General features: G+C 40.8%; 23 protein-coding genes. 19 read left to right on the plus strand and 4 right to left on the minus strand.

Annotation, left to right across the window (positions count from 1 at the left end):
- The first annotated feature begins 34 nt into the window (after positions 1–34).
- From WA338_RS02070 to WA338_RS02085, 4 genes are all read left to right on the plus strand, one after another.
- Entirely contained in the window at positions 35–1,057 is a 1,023-nt protein-coding gene (locus WA338_RS02070) for a homocysteine S-methyltransferase family protein (protein WP_050759312.1), read from the plus strand.
- 10 nt (positions 1,058–1,067) lie between these two features.
- Positions 1,068–3,800, plus strand: a complete 2,733-nt coding sequence (metH, locus tag WA338_RS02075) for a methionine synthase (RefSeq protein ID WP_009778815.1) — start codon at positions 1,068–1,070, stop codon at positions 3,798–3,800.
- A gap of 67 nt (positions 3,801–3,867) precedes the next feature.
- A complete protein-coding gene (gene metF, locus WA338_RS02080) occupies positions 3,868–4,821 on the plus strand; it encodes a methylenetetrahydrofolate reductase [NAD(P)H] (protein WP_009778816.1) in 954 nt (317 codons plus the stop codon).
- A gap of 48 nt (positions 4,822–4,869) precedes the next feature.
- Complete coding sequence (locus WA338_RS02085) at positions 4,870–5,961, plus strand: acyloxyacyl hydrolase (RefSeq protein ID WP_009778817.1); 1,092 nt, start codon at positions 4,870–4,872, stop codon at positions 5,959–5,961.
- Here WA338_RS02085 and WA338_RS02090 read toward each other — a convergent pair.
- Positions 5,958–7,586 (minus strand): ArnT family glycosyltransferase, encoded by a 1,629-nt coding sequence (locus WA338_RS02090; protein WP_040532523.1) that lies wholly within the window; start codon positions 7,584–7,586, stop codon positions 5,958–5,960. The genes WA338_RS02085 and WA338_RS02090 overlap by 4 nt on opposite strands.
- Before the next feature lie 138 nt (positions 7,587–7,724).
- Here WA338_RS02090 and WA338_RS02095 point away from each other — a divergent pair, with 138 nt between their 5' ends.
- From WA338_RS02095 to WA338_RS02105, 3 genes are all read left to right on the plus strand, one after another.
- Positions 7,725–8,477 carry a head GIN domain-containing protein gene (locus tag WA338_RS02095; RefSeq protein ID WP_272985445.1) on the plus strand — a complete coding sequence of 251 codons (753 nt, stop codon included), beginning with the start codon at positions 7,725–7,727 and terminating at the stop codon, positions 8,475–8,477.
- Between the two features lie 7 nt (positions 8,478–8,484).
- Entirely contained in the window at positions 8,485–9,591 is a 1,107-nt protein-coding gene (locus WA338_RS02100) for an acyloxyacyl hydrolase (RefSeq protein ID WP_040532525.1), read from the plus strand.
- A gap of 65 nt (positions 9,592–9,656) precedes the next feature.
- A complete protein-coding gene (locus WA338_RS02105; RefSeq protein ID WP_009778821.1) occupies positions 9,657–10,136 on the plus strand; it encodes a hypothetical protein in 480 nt (159 codons plus the stop codon).
- Here WA338_RS02105 and WA338_RS02110 read toward each other — a convergent pair whose 3' ends face one another.
- Positions 10,137–11,240 (minus strand): glycosyltransferase family 2 protein, encoded by a 1,104-nt coding sequence (locus tag WA338_RS02110; RefSeq protein WP_336091816.1) that lies wholly within the window; start codon positions 11,238–11,240, stop codon positions 10,137–10,139.
- Between the two features lie 52 nt (positions 11,241–11,292).
- Between WA338_RS02110 and ruvC the strand changes: the two genes are divergently transcribed.
- The 11 genes from ruvC to WA338_RS02165 all read left to right on the plus strand — a co-directional run bounded on the left by ruvC (position 11,293) and on the right by WA338_RS02165 (position 19,817).
- Positions 11,293–11,847: a crossover junction endodeoxyribonuclease RuvC gene (ruvC, locus tag WA338_RS02115; RefSeq protein WP_009778823.1), complete on the plus strand. Its 555-nt coding sequence runs from the start codon at positions 11,293–11,295 to the stop codon at positions 11,845–11,847.
- Positions 11,848–11,859: 12 nt separating this feature from the next.
- On the plus strand, positions 11,860–12,990 hold the full coding sequence (gene hemW / locus WA338_RS02120; RefSeq protein WP_040532527.1) for a radical SAM family heme chaperone HemW: 1,131 nt from the start codon (positions 11,860–11,862) through the stop codon (positions 12,988–12,990).
- Positions 12,991–13,052: 62 nt separating this feature from the next.
- A complete protein-coding gene (locus WA338_RS02125; protein WP_272985438.1) occupies positions 13,053–13,802 on the plus strand; it encodes a cyclase family protein in 750 nt (249 codons plus the stop codon).
- Between the two features lie 2 nt (positions 13,803–13,804).
- On the plus strand, positions 13,805–14,155 hold the full coding sequence (locus WA338_RS02130; protein WP_009778826.1) for a DUF4260 domain-containing protein: 351 nt from the start codon (positions 13,805–13,807) through the stop codon (positions 14,153–14,155).
- 15 nt (positions 14,156–14,170) lie between these two features.
- Positions 14,171–14,800 carry a DUF4230 domain-containing protein gene (locus WA338_RS02135; protein ID WP_009778827.1) on the plus strand — a complete coding sequence of 210 codons (630 nt, stop codon included), beginning with the start codon at positions 14,171–14,173 and terminating at the stop codon, positions 14,798–14,800.
- Positions 14,781–15,401 carry a GNAT family N-acetyltransferase gene (locus tag WA338_RS02140; protein WP_272985436.1) on the plus strand — a complete coding sequence of 207 codons (621 nt, stop codon included), beginning with the start codon at positions 14,781–14,783 and terminating at the stop codon, positions 15,399–15,401. The genes WA338_RS02135 and WA338_RS02140 overlap by 20 nt, the downstream gene beginning before the upstream one ends.
- Before the next feature lies 1 nt (position 15,402).
- Positions 15,403–15,774, plus strand: coding sequence for an MmcQ/YjbR family DNA-binding protein (locus WA338_RS02145; protein ID WP_272985435.1), 372 nt, complete (start codon positions 15,403–15,405; stop codon positions 15,772–15,774).
- Between the two features lie 44 nt (positions 15,775–15,818).
- Positions 15,819–17,594, plus strand: a complete 1,776-nt coding sequence (locus WA338_RS02150; RefSeq protein WP_272985433.1) for a MutS-related protein — start codon at positions 15,819–15,821, stop codon at positions 17,592–17,594.
- Positions 17,595–18,596, plus strand: a complete 1,002-nt coding sequence (locus tag WA338_RS02155) for a metal-dependent hydrolase (RefSeq protein WP_009778832.1) — start codon at positions 17,595–17,597, stop codon at positions 18,594–18,596.
- A gap of 39 nt (positions 18,597–18,635) precedes the next feature.
- Positions 18,636–18,953 carry a cupin domain-containing protein gene (locus tag WA338_RS02160; protein ID WP_009778833.1) on the plus strand — a complete coding sequence of 106 codons (318 nt, stop codon included), beginning with the start codon at positions 18,636–18,638 and terminating at the stop codon, positions 18,951–18,953.
- A gap of 78 nt (positions 18,954–19,031) precedes the next feature.
- Entirely contained in the window at positions 19,032–19,817 is a 786-nt protein-coding gene (locus WA338_RS02165) for an SDR family oxidoreductase (RefSeq protein ID WP_272985432.1), read from the plus strand.
- On the opposite strand, the gene WA338_RS02170 is transcribed toward WA338_RS02165, so the two are convergent.
- Both WA338_RS02170 and WA338_RS02175 read right to left on the minus strand, forming a co-directional pair.
- Positions 19,814–19,981 carry a hypothetical protein gene (locus tag WA338_RS02170; RefSeq protein WP_009778835.1) on the minus strand — a complete coding sequence of 56 codons (168 nt, stop codon included), beginning with the start codon at positions 19,979–19,981 and terminating at the stop codon, positions 19,814–19,816. The genes WA338_RS02165 and WA338_RS02170 overlap by 4 nt on opposite strands.
- Before the next feature lie 51 nt (positions 19,982–20,032).
- Positions 20,033–20,884, minus strand: coding sequence for a helix-turn-helix transcriptional regulator (locus WA338_RS02175; RefSeq protein ID WP_009778836.1), 852 nt, complete (start codon positions 20,882–20,884; stop codon positions 20,033–20,035).
- A 133-nt stretch (positions 20,885–21,017) separates the two neighbouring features.
- Between WA338_RS02175 and WA338_RS02180 the strand changes: the two genes are divergently transcribed.
- On the plus strand, positions 21,018–21,953 hold the full coding sequence (locus WA338_RS02180; RefSeq protein WP_009778837.1) for a dihydrodipicolinate synthase family protein: 936 nt from the start codon (positions 21,018–21,020) through the stop codon (positions 21,951–21,953).
- Positions 21,954–22,021: the final 68 nt, after the last annotated feature.

Genomic DNA, 22,021 nt, shown 5'->3' on the forward strand with positions numbered 1-22,021 from the left:
CATTTGTGATGTTGAATATTTGAGAAGTTTGATTATGAAAACGACGATACACGACGAACTTAGAAAACGTATTTTGGTCCTGGACGGAGCCATGGGCACTATGCTTCAGCGGTATAAATTTACAGAGGAAGACTTTAGAGGGGAAAAGTTTAAAGACTGGTCCTCTCCGGTTCAAGGTAATAATGATATGTTGAGTATCACTCAGCCTGAGGCTATTGCAGAAGTGCATGCCAATTATTTTGAAGCTGGAGCCGATATTGTTGAGACCAATACCTTTAGTGGAACCACAATCGCCATGGCCGATTATGGGATGGAGGATTATGTCTACGAGCTTAATTATGAGTCTGCAAAAATCGCCAAAAAAGTCGCTCAAGAATTCACCGAAAAAGAACCCGAGAAACCACGATTTGTTGCCGGAGCGATGGGGCCTACCAATAAGACGGCAAGTATGTCGCCAGATGTAAACGATCCCGGTTTTAGAGCGATTTCTTTTGATGAGCTGCGCACAGCATACAAGCAACAGGCTAAAGCGCTGCTTGACGGTGGTGTAGATTTACTTTTGGTAGAAACTATTTTTGATACCTTGAATGCTAAAGCTGCATTATTTGCGATCGAAGAGATCAAAGAAGAGCGCAATATTGAAATTCCGGTGATGGTGAGCGGCACAATTACCGATGCTTCCGGGCGTACACTCTCAGGACAAACGGCTGAAGCTTTCCTCATCTCGGTAGAGCATATGCCTTTACTTTCTGTAGGCTTCAATTGTGCGCTTGGTGCAAAGCAATTAACGCCGTATTTAGAAGTGGTTTCTGGTAAATCAAATTTTGCAGTGTCGGCTTATCCTAATGCGGGCTTACCTAATGCTTTTGGGGAATATGATGAGACTGCAGATGAGATGGCAGCTCAGATTAAAACGTATCTCGATAAGCAATTGATAAATATTGTAGGCGGTTGCTGTGGGACCACTCCAGAGCATATACACGCTATTGCCAAGTTGGTTGAGGGCTATGCTCCCCGACCTTTGCCAGAATTAAAGAAAACCGAAGCAGCTTTATAGATTTTTGATTATGGAAACCGGTTTAAAAGAAACCTCTTCTATTACAGACTTCAGGCCTTTGAAACTTAGTGGACTCGAACCACTGGTGATCACGCCTGAAAGTAATTTTGTAAATGTTGGTGAACGAACCAACGTTGCAGGATCTCGTAAATTTTTGAGACTCATCAATGAAGAAAAATTTGATGAAGCACTCGACATCGCTCGCGATCAGGTTGAAGGTGGCGCGCAGATCATTGATATCAATATGGACGACGGACTTATTGACGGAAAGAAGGCGATGGTCACGTTCCTAAATCTTATCGCTGCAGAGCCAGATATTTCCCGAGTGCCTATTATGATCGATAGTTCAAAATGGGAGATTATCGAAGCGGGGCTGCAAGTCGTGCAAGGCAAGTGTGTTGTGAATTCGATCAGTTTAAAAGAAGGGGAAGCCGAATTTATAGACCACGCTAAAAAGATTAAACGCTACGGAGCTGCCGTGATCGTTATGGCTTTTGACGAAGTTGGTCAGGCCGATAATTACGAGCGCCGTATTGAGATTGTAAAACGCAGTTATGATATTCTCGTAGATCAGGTAGGTTTTCCGCCTGAAGATATCATTTTTGACTTGAATATTTTCCCGGTCGCCACCGGTATGGAAGAGCACCGCCTTAATGCTTTAGACTTTATTAGAGCTACAAAATGGGTGAAAGAAAATCTTCCGTACGCCCATGTAAGCGGTGGTGTGAGTAATGTATCTTTCAGTTTTAGAGGGAATAATGTGGTGCGCGAGGCGATGCACTCGGTGTTTTTGTATCACGCGATTAAAGCCGGGATGAATATTGGTATTGTGAACCCAACAATGCTTGAGGTTTATGACGATATCCCAAAAGATCTTTTAGAGCACGTTGAAGACGTGATCCTCGACCGTCGTGACGATGCAACAGAGCGTCTTCTTGATTTTGCCGAAAGCGTAAAGGGAACGGCCAAAGAAAAAACGGTTGACCTCTCTTGGCGTGAAGAGCCTTTGCAAGATCGTATCACGCGGGCTCTGGTAAAAGGGATTGACGCGTATATTCTTGAAGATGTAGAAGAGGCGCGTTTGGCTTCAGAAAAACCATTACATGTGATCGAGGGACACTTAATGACCGGTATGAACGTCGTGGGTGATCTTTTTGGAGATGGAAAAATGTTCCTTCCGCAGGTGGTAAAATCGGCGCGTGTGATGAAAAAAGCGGTGGCGTATTTGCTTCCGTATATCGAAGAAGAGAAGTTGAAAAATCCGCCACCGGCTTCAGAAAAAGAGAAGTCTAATCTTGTGTTGATGGCGACTGTTAAGGGCGATGTGCACGATATAGGTAAAAACATAGTAAGCGTGGTTTTGGCGTGTAACAACTATGAGATCATAGACCTTGGAGTTATGGTTCCGCCGGAAAAGATCATAGCTACTGCAAAAGAGAAAAATGTCGATATCATAGGCTTAAGTGGCTTGATCACTCCTTCGCTTGATGAGATGGTTTTCCTCGCAAAAGAGATGAAACGTCAAGATTTTAAAGTGCCCTTACTCATTGGTGGTGCGACCACAAGTAAAGCGCATACCGCTGTTAAGATCGATCCGGAATATCCGGAGTCTGTAGTTCATGTAAATGATGCTTCGCGAGCAGTAACGGTGGTGGGTGATTTGCTCAATCCGGATTCTTCGGTACAATACAAAGCCGGGATTAAAGAAGAATATGCCTTGTTTAGAGAGCGCTTCTTGACCCGTGGGAAAAAGCGCGAGTTTCTTTCCATTGAGCAAGCACGAGAAAATAAGTGGAAGTTAGATTGGGATACTTTTGAAGCAGTTAAACCCAACGAATTAGGAGTTCAGGTAATTGAAGAATTTGATCTTGAAAAACTTGTTGATTATATAGATTGGTCGCCGTTTTTCCGCAGTTGGGATTTGCACGGAAAATATCCTGATATACTTGAGGATGAAGTAGTGGGGGCTCAAGCAAAGGAATTGTTTGCAGATGCTAAAGTTATCTTGAAAAAGATTTTAGACGAAAAATTGCTGAAAGCTAAAGCGATCTTTGGACTGTTCCCTGCCAATACGGTTAACGACGACGATATCGAGATTGTCACTTCGGGCGGAGGTGAGAACGAAGAAAAATTCATCTTCAGAACCTTGAGACAACAAAGTAAAAAGGCATCCGGAAAACCCAATATTGCACTTTCAGATTTCATCGCGCCTAAAGAAAGCGGAAAGCAGGATTATATGGGCTGTTTTTGTGTTACTGCCGGTTTTGGAACACAAGAATTGGCTGAAAAGTATGAAGCAGATCACGATGATTATAACAGCATTATGGTAAAAGCACTGGCCGATCGTTTTGCTGAAGCCTTTGCTGAATATCTGCACGAACGCGTGCGTAAAGAACACTGGGGTTATGCCAGTGAGGAAAGCTTGAGTAATGATGCGTTGATCAAAGAAGAATACAAAGGAATTCGCCCTGCGCCGGGTTATCCCGCGTGTCCAGACCACCTAGAGAAATTGACTATTTGGGATGTTCTTAAGGTAAAAGAAAACATCGGGGTAGAACTTACCGAAAGTCTCGCGATGTGGCCTGCAGCTTCGGTAAGTGGATATTATTTTGCGAATCCGCAGGCGCGTTATTTCGGATTAGGAAAAATTAAAATGGATCAAGTTACCGATTTTGCAAAGCGTAAAAATATAGAAACGCGACTTGCAGAAAAATGGCTCAATCCCAACATTTCTGACCAATAAAAGAAAACAACCAATCAAAATAAAAACCTAAATGGTTCTCTAGATAGAACCTTCATGGTATCAGATTATGAAAATTACAGATCACATAAAAAACGCAAACGGAAAGACCTTATTTTCTTTTGAATTGATCCCGCCTAAAAAAGGAAAAAGTATTCAAGAGCTTTATAATAATATAGATCCGTTGATGGAGTTTAAACCTCCGTTTATTGATGTTACTACTTCGCGCGAGGAGTTTGTGTATATCGAGAAAGACGGTCTTCTTGATAAGAAGGTAACGCGTATGCGCCCGGGAACTATTGGTATTTGCGCCTCTATAAAGCATAAATACAATGTAGATACCGTGCCTCACGTGCTATGTGGTGGTTTTACGAAAGAGGAAACCGAATATATGCTGGTTGATTGTCATTATTTGGGCATTCACAACCTGATGGCGTTACGTGGCGATGCGATGCGCGAAGAGCAATATTTTAAGCCTACACCTGGCGGTCACGAGTATGCTTTGGGTTTGGTGGAGCAAGTTGCAGAAATGAATAAAGGGCGTTACTTGAACGGGATGGTTGAAACTTCAGATTGTTCTGATTTTTGTATCGGAGTTGCCGGTTATCCTGAAAAGCATTTGGAAGCTCCTTCTTTAAAAACCGATCTGAAACGCCTGAAACAAAAGGTTGAAGCCGGCGCAGATTATGTGGTGACTCAAATGTTTTTTGACAATAAAAAGTATTTTGAATTTGTAGACCTTGTACGTGCAGAAGGAATCGATATTCCAATTATTCCAGGGATTAAGCCTATTGCGGTAAAACGTCATTTACAATTGCTTCCGCAGGTGTTTAAAATAGACCTACCGCAGGATTTGATCGATTCGGTAGAAGCGTGTAAAACCAATGCAGATGTTCGTCAGGTGGGGGTAGAATGGGCAATTCAGCAATCAAAAGAGTTGATGGAAGGCGGCGCGCCGGTACTGCATTATTATTCTATGGGGAAAAGCGATAATGTTAAAGCGATCGCTTCAGAATTGTTTTAAGTACATTACTCATAATATTTGATACATTTGCGGGATATCTTTTAGAGAATGAAGTATACGTTTTTTGTTGCCTTTTTGTGTTTTGTTTCGGTATATGGCCAGGAAGAAGTAAAACCCTACAGTTTTGATCTTAATTATACGTACGGAACCATTCTCGAGCATAATAAAGATATCTCGCATTTGATTACTGGGCATCCCACGGGTTTTATTTTATCCTACAACCGAAGAACCTACGGATTCAACGATTGGGAAGCGCGTTACAATTATCCTGATTACGGATTTTCATTTGTGTCTCAAGATCAAAAGAACCCGTATCTGGGAGAAAATTACGGACTTTACGGGCATTTTAATTTCTATGCGTTAAATCGGCATTTGATGGTGCGTATTGCGCAAGGTGTTGCCTTCACGACTAAGCCTTTTGATATTGACGATAACTTTAGGAATAATGCTTATGGCTCAACATTGTTGAGTTCGACCTATGTAATGGTCAATTACACGCAGCCTAATATTATTGATCGTATTGGCTTGCAAACAGGTATTACGTTGGTGCATTATTCTAACGCGAATGTGCGGGCTCCTAATGCAAGTACCAATTCGTTTACCTTCAATTTAGGGTTGAACTATCAGCTGGATGATGAGGAGTTTCCAGAGTATATTCCAAAAGTGAAAAGCCGTTATACCGAACCTATCAAGTGGAATTTTGTAGTGCGGTCTGGTGCTAATGAGAGCGATTATATAGGATTGGGGCGCAGAGCTTTCTTGGTGCTTTCTTCATTTTTAGATAAGCGCATTACGCATAAAAGCAGTTTACAAGTAGGAGCCGATTTCTTTTTGAGTCCGTTTTTAAAAGATCAGATCGAGTATGAGTCTATTGCTTTTGCAAATCAATACGGTACCACAGGAGATGAAGATTGGAAGCGTGCCGGGCTGTTTGTAGGGCATGAGTTACACTTCAATAAAAACTCCTTTGTGACCCAGTTTGGGTATTATGCATATTACGACTATGATTTTGAAGGACGCGTTTATTTTAGAGGTGGTTTAAAACGCCGTTTTACCAAGAATATTTTTGGAGCCATTACCTTGAAATCCCACGGAGCAAAAGCTGAAGCTGTTGAATTTGGTATAGGTGTAAGACTTTAATAGTGTACACGCCAATCACCAAATTCTTCAACCTTAAATTTCTTGGTTAGATGATCTAAACTATCTGGGATGGGTCTTCGATCTTTAGTTATGATAATATTGTTAGGATCTTTTAAAAGAGCTTCGAATTTCGGGTAATTTTTAGGATTTCTCAGATCAATATACGATCTGGTCCAGCTTGAATCTTTTTCAAAACGTGTGTCGCGTAAAGATTCGTAATTGGTATTGCTTACTGTAATGATGCGGTCTCCCAAGTAAAATTCAGCAGAAGGTAATCGGTAATCATAAACGATCACCTTATACTCTTTCAGATCTTTACGTTGTTCTTTTATAAAAGAAAATTGAGGCTTAAAGCTGCGCATCAGCAATTCATTCTGAGGAGCAAAGCTGAAATACAAGAGTAACAAAATACACGTTGCTCCTGTGCTTAACCCAAAAAGGCGTGTGCTTTTTGAAGCATTGGCTTTAAAATTCCACCAGTAGAAATAACTTCCTATTACGGCTAGCGCAAGTATGCTTAACCAAATTTTGTATTCAAATGCGGGAATGCAAAGCAAAGCGATTGCCATCCCGGTTAAAATTCCAAAGCCTACTTTATAGGTGAGTATAAAATAGCCTTTTTCCTTTTCTAACAGTTGCCTGTAAATGCCTGCAAAGAACAATGCGAGCAAGGGATATAATGGCAAAATGTAAAAAATGAGTTTTGACGAGAACAGAGAGAATACCACCAAAATGGCCAAACACGTAAAGCCCAAAACTTTTAGTTGTAGTGTGAATTTTAAATGGTTTCGTTTAGCAATAAGCACATAAACAAAGGGCACGGTCCACGGAAGGCAAAGCAATGGCGCAAAAACAAGATAGTACCACAGTGGTTTGCTGCGTTTAAATTGAGAAGCGTCAACACTGCGTTTTATGATTTGATCTTCAATAAAATGATCAAGTAGATTGGGTTTTTCTAAAACAATAGCGATAAACCACGACGCTGAAATCAACAGCAATAAAACAATGCCTAAGACGGTATGCTTTGAAGGTTTGACAGGCTCTTTATTGATGATTTTATAGCAAATCATAAATAAGGCTACTGGTAAAAAAGCAACAGGACCTTTGACCAAAAAAGCAATTCCTAGCAATACATAACCCAAGTATAAGAAAGAGGTATTCTTTTTAAGTTTTGCGTATAAAAAGCAATAAATACTTGATAGAATAAAGGTGTTGAGAAAGGCGTCTGTAGTGAGGTTTAGCACACTGGCTAGTGCGATTGGGAAGGTGAAATAAATGAGCGCAGCATAGATGCCGGTTTTGCGATCGTCAAACCATAATTTACCCATTTTATAGACCAGCAGTAGCTGAATAATTAAAGCTACAGCCAGAAAAAAGCGGGCTCCAAATTCGTTATAACCAAAGAGTTTATAGCCTAAAGCAGTAATCGCATAAGTGACCGGGGGTTTGTGGTAATGCCCGATGCCCAGCATACGCGGGTGAAGAAAATCGTTGCTCAGCGCCATTTCCCGACCAATTTCTGCATAGCGGGCTTCACTGCTTTCTGTAAGTCCGCCTTGACTGATGCCGCACAGCATCAAGATAAAAATCAAACCTAAGACGAAGTAGAATTTTTTTGTTAGCATTTAAAAAATTTACACCGCCAAATTTCAATAAATCTGCTAAAAAGGAATCTTGAATTGTGAATTTATTTTTAGCGCGACAATATAATTGCGGGTTCTGCTTCTTTTTGCCGTAATTTGCTATCAAAAGTTGTTGTATACATGCAAAGAATAGTTATTGCACTTTTTCTAGTGCTTGTCTCTTGTAATTCAGAAAATGCAGAGGATTGCTTTCAGACTTCTGGAGAGATCGTAGAGGTCGAATACGAGGTGCCAAATTTCACTAGGCTTAGAGCAGAAGCAGAAGTTATCGTTCACATTAAACAAGGAGAAGAGCATAAAGTTGTCCTGCGCACCGGGAAAAACCTGGTCAATGAGGCCTTGATCGAAGTTCAAAATGGCGTGCTTGTGTTGCGTAACGACAACCGCTGTAATCTCGTGCGTGAGTACGGGAATTTTGAGGTTTTTGTAACGGTGCCCAACCTTACAGAAATCCGTCATAACTCTTCAAGAGAAATTTACAGCGACGGGACCTTGGTATTTCCTGAACTGTATTTGGTGAGCAATACTTCTATTGGTATCGATGTGATTTTGCGTAAAAATGGTGAATTTCACTTGGATCTTGACACCGAAAACCTTCGTGTAGATGCCAATGGTAAAAGTGTTTTTTATATTACCGGCGAAGCCGAGAATATGGATTTAGGTTTTCAAAATGAGAACCCACGTTTTGAGGGTCGGGATTTTGTGGTTCAGAATATTGATATTTACCATCGAGCACCTAACAAAATGATCATTAATCCGCAGCAAAGTTTAACCGGAGTCATCACGGGAACCGGTGATGTGATTGCAGTAAATCGTCCACCGGTTGTAGATGTTGAAGAACGCTATACGGGTAGATTAATTTTTGAAGATTAAACCGCTTATGAGATTTCTTTTTCTTGCCTTATTGACGTTTACCTTCAGCTTAAATGCGCAAGAGATAGAATTTGCTAAAGAACAAAAACCAGTCTCACTTGACGCTTCTTTTTTCTACGGAAGCATACTCGAGCACAACCCTGATATCAATCACCTTATTACTGGGCATCCAACAGGTTTTATCTTAAGTTATAACCGAAAGACCTACGGATTCAATGAGTGGGAGCGTCGCTATAATTATCCCGACTGGGGATTCTCTATGGCCTATCAAGATATGCACAATGAATATTTAGGCGAGAATATAAGCTTCTACGGCCACTTTAATTTCTACTTTTTAAACCGAAACGCATATTTCAGAATTGGTCAGGGTGTAGCAATTGCCGGTAGTCCGTATGATCCCGAAACCAACTACATCAACAACGCATATGGGACCAAGTTGTTAAGTTCGACCTACATAGCACTTCAATATAATAAACAGAATTTATACAAGGGTTTTGGTTTAAATACAGGGTTTACGATCATTCACTACAGTAATGCAAACTTGCGCGCGCCTAACAACAGTACCAATACGTTTGCTTTTAATGTTGGAGTAAACTACAACTTGGATTATGAGAATTTTCCTGATTATATTCCCGAGGGTGAACGTACTAAATTCACCGAGCCGATTCATTATAATCTAGTTTTACGCGGCGGTGCTAATGAAAGTGATATCGTAGGGCAAGGACAGTTTCCGTTTTTCGTGGTTTCAGCATTTGCAGATAAACGCATCAATCATAAGAGTACGCTGGTCGCCGGTACAGATGTGTTTTTCGCTTATTTCTTTAAAGAATTGATCAAACTTCAGGCAGCTTCTTTCCCGGAGTTGGGTGTACGTGGCGATGAAGATTGGAAGCGTGTCGGGCTATTTATTGGGCACGAGTTGCGCTTTAATAAGATCGCTTTTGTCTCGCATTTGGGGTATTATATTTATTATCCCTATGAATTTGAAAACCGATTGTATAACCGACTGGGTTTAAAGCGTTATTTTACCGAGGATATTTTTGCGGCTGTAACCGTAAAAGCCCACGGAGCAAAAGCTGAAGGCGTAGAATTTAGCTTGGGTTATCGCTTTTAAATTGACTAATGTGTAGTTTTATTCGGTGCGATTTTACATCTTTGTTAAAGATTTTGAGTTACTAAATGTTCAGATTTTCAGTTCTTTTGGCGTTTGCCCTTTGCTTAACAGGCTGTAAAGACCTTGAGACCAAAAAAGTGTCTTCAGAGGTTTTGGCAGAAGAAGAGCTCAAAGCGATCAATATGAACGAAGTTGATGAGTATCCTTCGTTTGCTACCTGCGATAGTATTGAAGCTCAAGAGGCGCGCTATCAATGTTTTAAAACCGAATTGGCGCTCAATTTTCAAAGGCAACTTTCAAACAAAACCATTATCGTAGAATCTGAATTGAATGATACGATCTGGTTGTATTTGAGTATTACCGAGCTGGGAGATCTCAGCATCGACAGAACCGAAATTCCCGACACCATTGCTGTTCAGCTACCCGAATTAGAACGTTGGTTAAAAGATAGTCTTGATTCTTTACCTCAAATTTCTGCGGCTAACAAGCGCGGTATTCCTGTAAAAACGGCCTTTAAAATGCCGGTGATCGTGAAAGTTGATTGATCATTTTTTAAAGCTTCTTCCTTTCCACTCAAAAGATTTTAATTGGCTGGTGAGTGCTATATATACCGTGATAAAAGGATAGAGCAGTGCGACCCAAACATAATTTTTCAGCGTGCCGGTCTGGTTAAAAAGACGCGCCGTAAGATAGATCAGTACAAAGTCAACTGCTAGTTTTAATACAATGAGCCAGCCTAATTCAGCCAAATAAAAACCACTGAGGATCGTACTGAGATTCCCAAAAAACACCAAAAATGCAGTGATGAGTGCAAAATAGGAGGTGTACGCAGATGCTTTTGCTGCCCAGCGTTTGCGTTGATTGAATAAATTTTTCCAGCTGGGTTGCGCCTGTGTAAAAATCAACGCCTCTTTTTGTTTTAAATAACCGACACGATCGGGATATGCTTTGAGAAATTTCTGTAATAAAAAAACATCATCACCACTTGCCAAATGATCGTTTTGAGCATATCCCTTTAGTTCTAAAAACTCAGTTTTAGCAAAAGCGAGGTTGGCGCCGTTACACATAAAAGCTTGTTTAAGACCAAAACTACCCAGAGTTGCTCCTTGTAAACTTAAAAAGTCCAGTTGCTGAAATCGGTGTAACAAGCCTTGTTGCGAAAAAAAACTCACGGGTCCTGCGATAAAGAGCGGTTGCTCCTTATGTATTTTCTGATCAAAACAATGCAGCCAATTTTCAGGAACAGCACAGTCGGCATCGGTGGTGACGATCCATTCATAGCTTGCGGTTTTAATACCTGCATTTAAAGCATCTTTTTTAGGGGAAGCAGATTCCCGTCTATTTTCAATAATGCGCAGTTGAAGCTGTGTGTGCTGTCGAAATGCCTCAATGATTTGAACCGAAGCATCACTTGATTCGTCATCTATGAGAAGTACTTCAAAATGCGTTTTAGGATAGTACAACTGCTCAATCGAATGAAGCAATCGCGGTAGATTTTCTGCTTCATTTCTAAAGGGAATCAAAACAGAAAAATGGGTGTGTGCTGAGTTTTCAGAGCGCGTAGATGCTCCTTTCAGTATTAAAAACCCGTAAATATGAGCTAGAATGAGCAGCACATACAGGACTATAAAAACAGCGATGAGGGTCACACTTTTAATGTTTAGCTTTGCGAAAGCTTCAAAGATGTAAAAAAATTAGCGCTTGAAATCAGAAAAAATCATTTTAGGAATCGATCCCGGTACGACCATTATGGGTTTTGGCCTCATCAAGGTGGTTGATAAAAAGATGCAGTTTATGCAGCTTAACGAGTTGATGCTTAAAAAGTATGACGATCCTTATGTGAAGCTGAAACTTATTTTTGAGCGTACGGTTGAGCTTATTGATACCTATCATCCTGATGAGATGGCCATCGAAGCGCCCTTTTTTGGAAAAAACGTACAATCTATGTTGAAGTTAGGCCGCGCGCAAGGTGTGGCGATGGCAGCAGGGTTGTCGCGTGAAATCCCGGTGACCGAATATCTCCCAAAAAAAATAAAAATGGCCATTACCGGCAACGGAAATGCCAGCAAAGAACAGGTGGCCAAAATGCTTCAAAGCCTTTTAGGCTTAAAAACACTTCCTAAAAATCTGGATAGTACTGATGGTCTGGCCGCTGCGGTTTGTCATCATTTTAACTCGGGTAAAACGGTTGTGGGTAAGAGTTATACCGGCTGGGAGGCTTTTGTAAAGCAGAATGAAAAGCGCGTAAAAAAGTAGTAATTGACAGTTATGGCGGGGCTTTACATTCATATTCCTTTTTGCAAACAGGCGTGTCACTATTGTGATTTTCATTTTTCGACTTCCTTGAAAAAGAAGAGCGCACTCGTCAATGCGTTATGCAAAGAAATGATCCTGCGGAAGGATGAAATCCCCGGGCCATTGCAAACTATTTATTTTGGTGGGGGTACGCCAAGTTTACTAGATGCTGAAGATCTTCAGCAAATTTTTAAAACCATAGATAGTCATTTTGAAGTAACTGAAGCTCCAGAGATTACCTTAGAAGCTAACCCGGATGACCTGACCGAAGCTAAACTTAAAATGCTTGCAGAGTCGCGAATCAACCGCCTTAGTATAGGTGTACAGTCTTTTTTTGAAGAAGATCTCAAGTTGATGAATCGTGCGCACGATGCTGGCGAGGCATTAGCGTGTCTTCTGCTTGCAAAGCAGTATTTCGATAATATTTCAATAGATCTCATCTACGGAATGCCCGATATGAGCGATGCACGTTGGCAAGAGAATCTCGATCAAGCTATTGCGCTTGATATTCCGCATATATCGAGTTATGCATTGACGGTAGAGCCCAATACGGCGCTCCAAAAGTTTATAGAGAAAGGGGTGGTAAAACCTATGGACGATGCTGTTGCTCAAAAGCACTTTGAGATTTTACTGGCACATATGGAGAAAGCCGGTTTTGAGAATTATGAGTTTTCCAATTTTGGTAAGCCCGGCTATTTCTCTCAGAACAACACAGCGTATTGGACGGGAAAACCCTATTTAGGAATTGGTCCTTCTGCGCACAGCTTCGATGGTAATACGCGCAGCTGGAATATCAATAATAACCCAAAATACATTAAGGCAATCGAGGCAAATGTGCTTCCGATAGAGCGGGAAAACTTGTCCACCACAGATAAGTATAATGAGTATGTAATGACCGGTTTGCGCACGATTTGGGGGATTTCGCTAGAAAAGATCGAACAGGATTTTGGTCTAAAATTTAAGGAATACGCGCTGCAACAGGCGCAAAAGCATATTGAGGAGCACCTTTTATTTCTAGATGATCACCGTATTGTAGTTACCAAAAAGGGCAAGTTTTTAAGCGATGGACTGGCGAGTGATTTATTTCTTCTGAATCTTTCCTAAGATTTTACTGTAACAATTCGCAAAATTGTTAACTTATTAAGGTGAACCAGCCAGAGAAGCCTATGCAAGCGAAAATTACTATTGACCAAATTGAATATTCCGTAGATTTTACAAAGCCCATAGACCTTAGTATTCCCGTGGTGAGCAGTGAGCAAAACCCTGTGGCTTGGTACTTGGATGCACCCAAGATCGAACCGGTTAAAGAGGGTAAGTGGGTGGCAGCTGTAGCTCAGGGATCTGTGGTTAATTTTAATAATGTGTATCTCAATCCGCATGCGCACGGCACACACACGGAGTGCGTAGGTCATATTACTGAAAAAGTTTACAGCATCAATGAGCATTTAAAAAACTTCATGTTCAAAGCTCAAGTAATCACGCTAGTGCCAGAATCTTACGCAGATGATTTAGCATTTACTAAAAAGCAAGTAGAAAAAGCATTGGGAGCAGCTCGCCCCGAAGCGGTAGTCATACGCACATTACCCAACACAAGCAGTAAAAAAAGCAGAAAGTGGTCTAATACCAATTGGCCCTATCTAATGGCAGATGCGACGGCGTACCTTAGAGAATGCGGAGTAAAACACTTGCTTATAGATCTGCCGAGTGTAGATAGAGAACGCGATGAAGGAGTCTTGGCAAGTCATAAAGCTTGGTGGAATACCGAAGGAAAAATTCGCTTTGACGCCACAATTACCGAAATGATCTTTGTGCCTCATACGGTGAAAGACGGTCTATACCTGCTTAATCTACAGATCGCCTCTTTTGAGAACGATGCAGCACCTAGTAAACCCATACTTTATACCTTAGAAAATTAACGATGAAAACACTTCTTAAACTCGAAGAACTAGGCGCACTGCTTTTGGGTGTTTACCTTTTTTCTACTTTAGGTCTTAGCTGGTGGTGGTTTATCGGATTATTTTTTTTACCAGATATCGGGATGTTAGGATATTTGGTAAATCCTAAAGTGGGAGCCTGGTCTTACAACCTGTTTCATCTCAAAAGTTTAGGTGTTGTTTTATTTTTAGCAGGTCTGTTTTTAGAACTTCAGTATCTGGAACTGGTTGGGATTGTTCTTTTTGCACATGCCGCTTTTGATCGCATTGTAGGCTATGGTCTTAAGTATGAGCGTGGTTTTAAGTTTACGCATTTGGGTGAGATTGGCAACTAGCCTTATCTTTGTTTTATGGAGTATTTATTCATTGGTTTAGCAATAGGAAGTGTTGTAGCCTATTTTATTTTCACGCGATTCAACAAAACAAAAAAGCAGCAAAATGCTCAGGAGCAGTCAGTGGTTTTGATGGAAAAAATACGCAGCGTCTGTAAATTCATTACGGTGGAAGGTGATTTCTCTGAGATCTATCATTACCAGAATGTAAAAGATAAATGGCTCAATCTCTTTTTAGGAAGCAAAAAAGCTTTAGTACTTATCGATGCGAAAGCCTACGTAGGTTTTGATCTGACCAAAATCAAAATGCAGCCCGATATCAAAAACAGGACCATCATTCTTACCGATTTTCCCCAGCCGGAATTGCTCAGCATTGAAACAGATTTTAAATATTACGACAAGAAAGAAGGTTGGGCAAACCCCTTTACGTCCACAGATCTTACCGAAATCAACCGTGAGGCCAAACAGCATATTGTAGATAAAGTTCCGCAAAGCGGCTTGTTTGGTGAAGCTTCAAATCAAGCACTAAGTACGGTCGCTTTGATGGAAAATCTGGTGCAAACCATCGGTTGGAAACTAGATTATAAAGCCCTTGAAACGGCAGCGCAACCTCAATTAAAAGATAAGAATGAGTCCAAAGCAGTTTAGCGTAAAAGAGGTTCAAGAAAAAGATTGGCCGCTTTTGAAGCAATTGGTTGATGAGGTTTGGCCGGCAACCTTTAAAGATATTCTTTCTGAAGCGCAAATCACTTATATGATGGAGATGATGTACAGCGAGGCTTCATTAAAAAAACAAACCGAAACCGGCAGCATATTTTATATCCTCTACAGTAAACTGCCTCAGGGCAAGCCCAATAGGCGTTGCTTGGAAACGGATTTTCAATTCGGAGGCAAGCCTCGGAGCATTAAACCTTTTGGCGGTGCCAATAACGATGTGCCTTGCGGCTATCTGGCGATCATTCCGCAGTATACCAATGAAAAACTTACTACTGCAGGTACGGTCACTAAAGTAGATAAGATCTATGTGTTACCCAAAACACAAGGAACCGGAGCAGGAAGATTTTTGATGGATTTCGCTTTCGCGGAAGCTAAAAAAGCCGGAGACCTTGGTGTAACGCTCAACGTAAATCGCGATAATAAGGCTACTTCATTCTATGAATACTACGGTTTTGAAAATAGGTATTCTGAAGATTTTGACATCGGCAACGGTTATCTGATGGAAGATCATATAATGTATTATCCATTTTAAGATGAACATCGAAAGCTATAGAGAATACTGTTTACAGAAACCCGGGACTACAGAGCATTTTCCGTTTAATGAAGATACGCTGGTTTTTAAAGTGATGGGAAAGATGTATGCGCTTAGCAGTTTGATGAGTTGGGAAAATGGTGAGCCGCGCATCAATCTTAAATGTGATCCTGAAGAAGCCATACTTCTGCGAGAAAAATACCCCGAAAGTGTATTGCCGGGATACCATATGAATAAGCAATTATGGAATACGGTAGTGCTGAATGGTGAACTGACGCCTAAACAAGTGCAGCAATTTATAGACGACAGTTATACGCTTATCGTAAACAGTCTTACCAAAAAGCTAAAAGAAGAATTAAAAAGGCTGGATTGATTCTGAATATATAGCTTTACAAAAATCATTTTTCAATCAAACGCATGCAGGATCCCAGAGCCCATTATACCTCAAAAATCACCACCTATCAAGAGCAGTTAAAAAAGATGCAAGCCTTATTGCTTTCGAGCAGCATGATACGGCTTGTGGTATTTTTAATAGGTGTTGTAGCTGTTTACTTCTTATGGGGAAACACGCGTGTTATCCTTACAATAGTAGTTGTTGAGATCGCTTTGTTTCTGTTCTTGGTCTCAAGACATTCCCGGCTTAAATACAAGCGAGATTTTCTACAGGAAATGATCGCTATCAATAAAACCGAACTCCAAGTACTCGATCGTGAATTTTATGATTTGCCAGATGGTGATACGTTTAAAAATCCGATGCACGAGTTCAGTCAGGATATTGATCTATTTGGCCGTGGTTCTTTCTTTCAATATTTAAACAGAACCGGTTTAGCCAGTGGAGCACAAAAATTGGCAGATTTACTTACTGCCAATAGTATTGAAGATATTTCACAGAAACAGGAAGCGGTAAAGGAACTTGCGGCACAATCAGACTGGCGGCAAGAATTTAGAGCCACGGCGCGCTTAGTAAAAGCCAATTATGACACACGGCATATTTTAAATTGGCTTAAAGGCTATACCAATTTTGTGCCCAAAATCATGCAATGGCTACCCAATGTGTTTACCGGTATTTCTTTGGTTCTTTTTGTGCTGTCGTATCTTGATCTCGTTCCCGGGAGTGTGGTACTGTATTGGTTTTTTGCCGGACTTATCCTCAATGGATTTTTCGTAAAGAAAGTAAATGACCTTTGGGACAAAGCCGGTAAAACGCAAACCACTTTTGAGCAGTATTTCAAATTGATGCTGTTGTTAGAAGAGCAAGAGTTTACGTCGGTTTATCTAAAAAAGGAACAGGATAAGATCAAGTCTCAAAAGGCTAAAGCTTCGGCGGTAATTGAGCAGTTTTCAAAAATGCTGGGCATTCTCGATCAGCGCTCTAATATGTTAGTAGGTGTATTTATCAATTCCTTTTTTCTTTCAGATTTAAGGCAAGCCTATCGCATAGAACGCTGGATTGCATTGAATGCAGATGAGGTGGCCAACTGGTTTGAAGTGCTCGCATTTTTTGATGCGCAAAACAGTCTGGCTAATTTCAGTTTTAATCATCCCGATTACGCTTTTGCGGAAATCAAAAAAGGAAAACATACGCTTACTGCAAAAGCCTTGGCGCATCCGTTACTCGATCCTAAGAAGGCGGTTGCTAACGATTTTGATATTGATAGCGAACAGTTTTTTATCATCACCGGCGCCAACATGGCGGGTAAAAGTACCTTTTTACGCACGGTGTCTTTGAGTATTGTGATGAGCAATGCAGGGCTTCCTATTTGTGCCGAAAAAGCGGTTTATGATCCTATAAAATTGATCACCAGTATGCGCACCAGCGATTCGCTTACCGATGATGAATCGTATTTCTTTTCAGAATTGAAACGCTTGCAGTTTATCGTAAACGCCATAAAAACGGATACTTATTTTATCATTCTAGACGAGATTTTAAAAGGAACCAACAGTACCGACAAGGCCATTGGCTCCCGAAAATTCATCGAGAAATTGGTGGCTTCAAATTCCACTGGAATCATCGCTACGCACGACTTGAGTTTGTGTGAAGCGGCAGACGAACTTGAAGAGGTCAAGAACTATTATTTTGATGCGCAGATCATCAACGACGAGTTGTTTTTTGACTACACCTTTAAAAAAGGGATTTGCCAGAATATGAACGCCTCTTTCTTACTCAGAAAGATGCAAATTATAGATGCCTAGATGGATTCGTTAACGCAAATCGTTCTGGGCGCTGCGGTGGGAGAAGCCGTTTTAGGGAAAAAAGTGGGCAACAAAGCGATGTTGTACGGTGCAATCGCCGGTACAATTCCTGATCTAGATACCATTGTAGGTAAATTTCTTGATCCACTTACCGCTATCGAAATTCACAGAGGAATAAGTCATTCTATCGTTTTTAGTATTGTGATGGCGCCCATTTTGGGTTGGCTCGTGGCGCAACTTCATAAAAAGGCACAAGCCAGTTGGAAGGATTGGTCTTGGCTCTTTTTCTGGGGTTTGGTGACGCATCCGCTTTTGGACGCGCACACGACATGGGGAACGCAGCTGTTCTGGCCATTAGATCTCAGGTTGGCGTACCAAAATATTTTTGTCATCGATCCGCTTTATACCTTGCCGTTTTTAGTCTTTTTGATCCTAGCGATGCGTTTACCAAAAGCTTCCAAAAAACGCCGAAAGTGGAATAATCTCGGACTTATAGTAAGTTCAGCGTATATGGTACTGACTTTAGTTTTAAAAGGAATCAGTTATCAGAAATTCACCGAAGCCTTAGCAAACGAAAAGATTGAATATACACAAATCGATACGCGGCCGGCAGCATTTAATACGATTTTGTGGTACGCTAATATTGATGTAGGCGACGCGTATTTGCTAGGGGATTATTCGTTTTTTGATAGTAAGCCTATTCGTTTCAAATATGTACCGAAGGATCGTCAACTGCTGGGCGATTATCGAGATTCTGAAACGATAAAGCGACTCAATAAAATTTCAAACGGATGGTATGCGGTTGAAAAGCGCGATAGCGATTTGTATTACAATGATCTTCGGTTTGGAGTTTACGATTTGGATGCAAAAGATTTACGCTTTGTTTTCAGTTATCAATTGATTCCTGATGGTGAAACTTTAGAAATAGAAGAAGCTAAAAGAGATCCCGAAGCGATGAAGCAGGTTTTAAAGAGCTTGTGGGACAGGATTTGGGGAAATTAATTGGACTTTTAATAGAGAGAAATATAACACCAACATATTATGCAGTATAAACTTTCAGAAATAGAACCTAAAGAAATTATGCCGGGATATTACGGCAAACTGGTGCATACTCAAAATACATCACTCGCGTTTTGGGAAGTTGAAGAGGGCGCTCAAGTACCTGAGCATAGCCATATGAACGAACAAATCATGCACGTGATTGAGGGAGAATTCGAGTTTACCCTTGACGGAACTACCAAAGTGTATCATCCTGGAGATATTGTGGTGATCGCTCCGCATCTTTCGCATAGCGGAAAAGCCTTGACGCCTTGTAAATTACTTGATGTGTTTAGTCCGACGCGAGAAGAGTATAAGTAGAATTTGACCTGTCAGGTCGAGCACAGTCGAGACCAGTTATATCGACAGCTGTAAAGTAACACAACTAATTGTAATACTATGAATATTGATTTAAGCGGAAAAAAAGCACTTGTTGGTGCGAGCACTTCAGGGATAGGTAAAGCGATCGCTAAGCAGTTGGCGGCGAGTGGTGCGACGGTTACGTTGATGTCGCGCTCGTTAGAAAAATTAGAAAGCGTTAAGCAAAGCCTTTCGACTGAAAACAGTCAGCAACATCAACTGCTTCAGGTAGATTTTACAGATTATGCTGCGTTCAAATCGATCATTACAAGCTATTTTGAAAAGAATTCAGTAGATATTCTTGTGAATAACACGCAAGGCCCGCCACCGGGTACAGCGCTTCAAAAGGAGGTTGAAGACTATCAGCAGGCTTTTGACCTGTTGTTTAAAACGGTAGTGCTTACAACAGAATTGGCTTTGGCTGCAATGAAAGAAAAGGAATGGGGTCGCGTGATCAACGTAGCTTCAGTATCGGTGAAAGAGCCGCTTTCTTATTTGGTGCTATCAAATTCCATACGGGCAGCAGTCGTGACTTGGGCAAAAAGTCTGGCTACAGAGGCTGGTGCTTTCGGCATTACTGTAAATAGTATTTTAACCGGCTACTTCAATACCGAACGTATCACTTCACTAAATGCTAAAAAAGCAAAAGAGCAAGGTGTTTCTGAAGAAGAAATTTTAAAACAAATGGAAGCTTCGGTTCCTGTAAAACGTATAGGTGATCCTGCCGAATATGGCTATTTGGTTGCCTTTTTAGCTTCAGACAATGCGGCCTATATTACCGGCACACAAATACCAATTGATGGTGGTAGTTTGAGCAGTCTTTAATTGGCCTTCTTTGTAAATCGCGTGATTCCAAATAAAATAAGACCAATGCTTAAGCCTATTAATAGTCCGTATAGAAAATCGGGTATAGGATAAAAATGATTTACGATCTGATTACTTGCGAGTAGCATACAACCTGTAATTAACGCGATAACACCTTTGTTCATATAACTCTAGATTTTTTAATAAGTAGCAGCTCCCGCAGATGTGTTACAAACTTATTGCGTTTCTGTGGTTTTGTAAGTTCGCGGACTTACCCCTTTTTGCTTTTTGAAATATCTATTAAAATTAGAAACCGAGTTAAAACCGCAGGTATATGCAATACTCGAGATGGCTTCCTGGTTGTCTGGAGTGCGCAACAACTGGCAAGCGTGCTCAATGCGCAGTTCTAATAAAAACTGATTAAACGTTTTGTTAGTACGTTCTTTAAAGAAACGGCAAAATGCCGTAGGACTCATCACAGCGATCTCGGCGATCTCATCGAGCGTGATGCGCTCTTTAAAGTGACTCAGGCAATAGTCAAATACATTACTCATGCGTTGACCTTCGGTATCGGTGTAATTGGTTTTGTTTGTAAAATTAGAAAGCAACTCTTTACTCGTATTATGAATTTCGTAGAGTAGTTTGATAAAACTCATAAAACGCTCCAGATTGGCCAAACTGCGTAAGCGAATGAATTCACGCTTAAAGCGCGCATCAACATCTGCAATCCTAAATCCGGATGATGCTTGTTTAAAAAAGAGGTCCAATTCTTTTAATTCTTCGGTTTCAAAAAAGTCATGGCCAAAACCTTCCCGGTTAAAAAATAGGGTAAGCATGTGACACAAACCTTGATGATTAGCATCACTCCTAAAAACGTGCGGAAGATTTTCTCCAAAGACCAAAACATCTCCGGGTTTAAATCGGCTTACAGTATCACCCACGAGTAAAGTACCAGAACCCGACAGAATATAGCTCATTTGTATTTCTGCATGCTGATGTAACTTATCATAAAATATAGGTTCTAGGTCTTCTTGAAAAATCAAGGCATGATTACTAGACTTTGGTATTTTAAATGGAAGTACCTTCAATGGTTAGAATTTGACGTGGTTTTTCAATAAAAATATTGGATTGTGCTAAAATATGCAAAGTTTTGGTTAAATACTACAAAACGCCGTGGTTTTGAGCCTACTACATTTGTATCTCAATACTAAACATAAAATTATGCAGATCAATTGGGAAGGCGTTATGCCCGCAGTAACCACAAAGTTTACCGCAGAAGATAAACTGGACCTTGATTTATTTGAGGTAAATATCAAAGCTCAGCTTGATGCCGGAGTTCACGGGATCGTCTTAGGTGGAACTTTGGGAGAGGCGAGTACTTTAACCGATGAAGAGAAAAGTACTTTGACTCGTAAAACTGTAGAAATTGTTGCGGGTTCAGTACCGGTAATGATGAACATTGCAGAGCAAACTACAAAAGGTGCAATTGCAGCAGCAAAGCAAGCAGAAGAAGATGGAGCCGCGGGATTGATGATGTTACCTCCTATGCGATACAAAGCGAGTGATCGTGAGGTTGTAGCTTATTTCAAGGCGGTTGCACAAAGCACTTCACTACCTATTATGGTTTATAACAACCCGGTTGATTATAAAATTGAAGTAACCCTTGACATGTTTGAAGAGTTACTTGAAGAGCCTAATATCCAAGCGGTAAAAGAGTCTACACGAGACATTTCTAATGTAACCCGTATTAAAAACCGTTTTGGTGATCGTTTAAAAATTATGACCGGTGTAGATACTTTAGCCTTAGAAAGCTTATTGATGGGTGCAGACGGTTGGGTAGCAGGTTTGGTTTGTGCATTCCCTGCTGAAACTGTTGCGATCTACGAACTACAAAAAGCGGGTCGCATTGATGAGGCCTTAGCGATCTATCGCTGGTTCTTACCCCTTTTAGAATTAGATATCGACGCACAACTTGTACAAAATATCAAGCTTGCAGAAGTGTATACCAAAATTGGTTCAGAACACGTGAGAGCACCACGCTTACCATTGGCAGGAGCGCGTCGCGAAGAAGTAATAAAAATTATTGAAGAAGGTTTGGCAAGCAGACCTACTTTACCTGAATATAAAGGATTGAATACGCAGAAGGAATTGGCTTAAGCCTGTCTTTCGTAGTAAGTTCAAAGCATAATTGGTGGATGAAATGAGTCGGAGGCGGAGTTCGTTTA

It is taken from the genome of Leeuwenhoekiella sp. CH_XMU1409-2, assembly GCF_037029365.1.
Lineage (GTDB): Bacteria > Bacteroidota > Bacteroidia > Flavobacteriales > Flavobacteriaceae > Leeuwenhoekiella > Leeuwenhoekiella blandensis.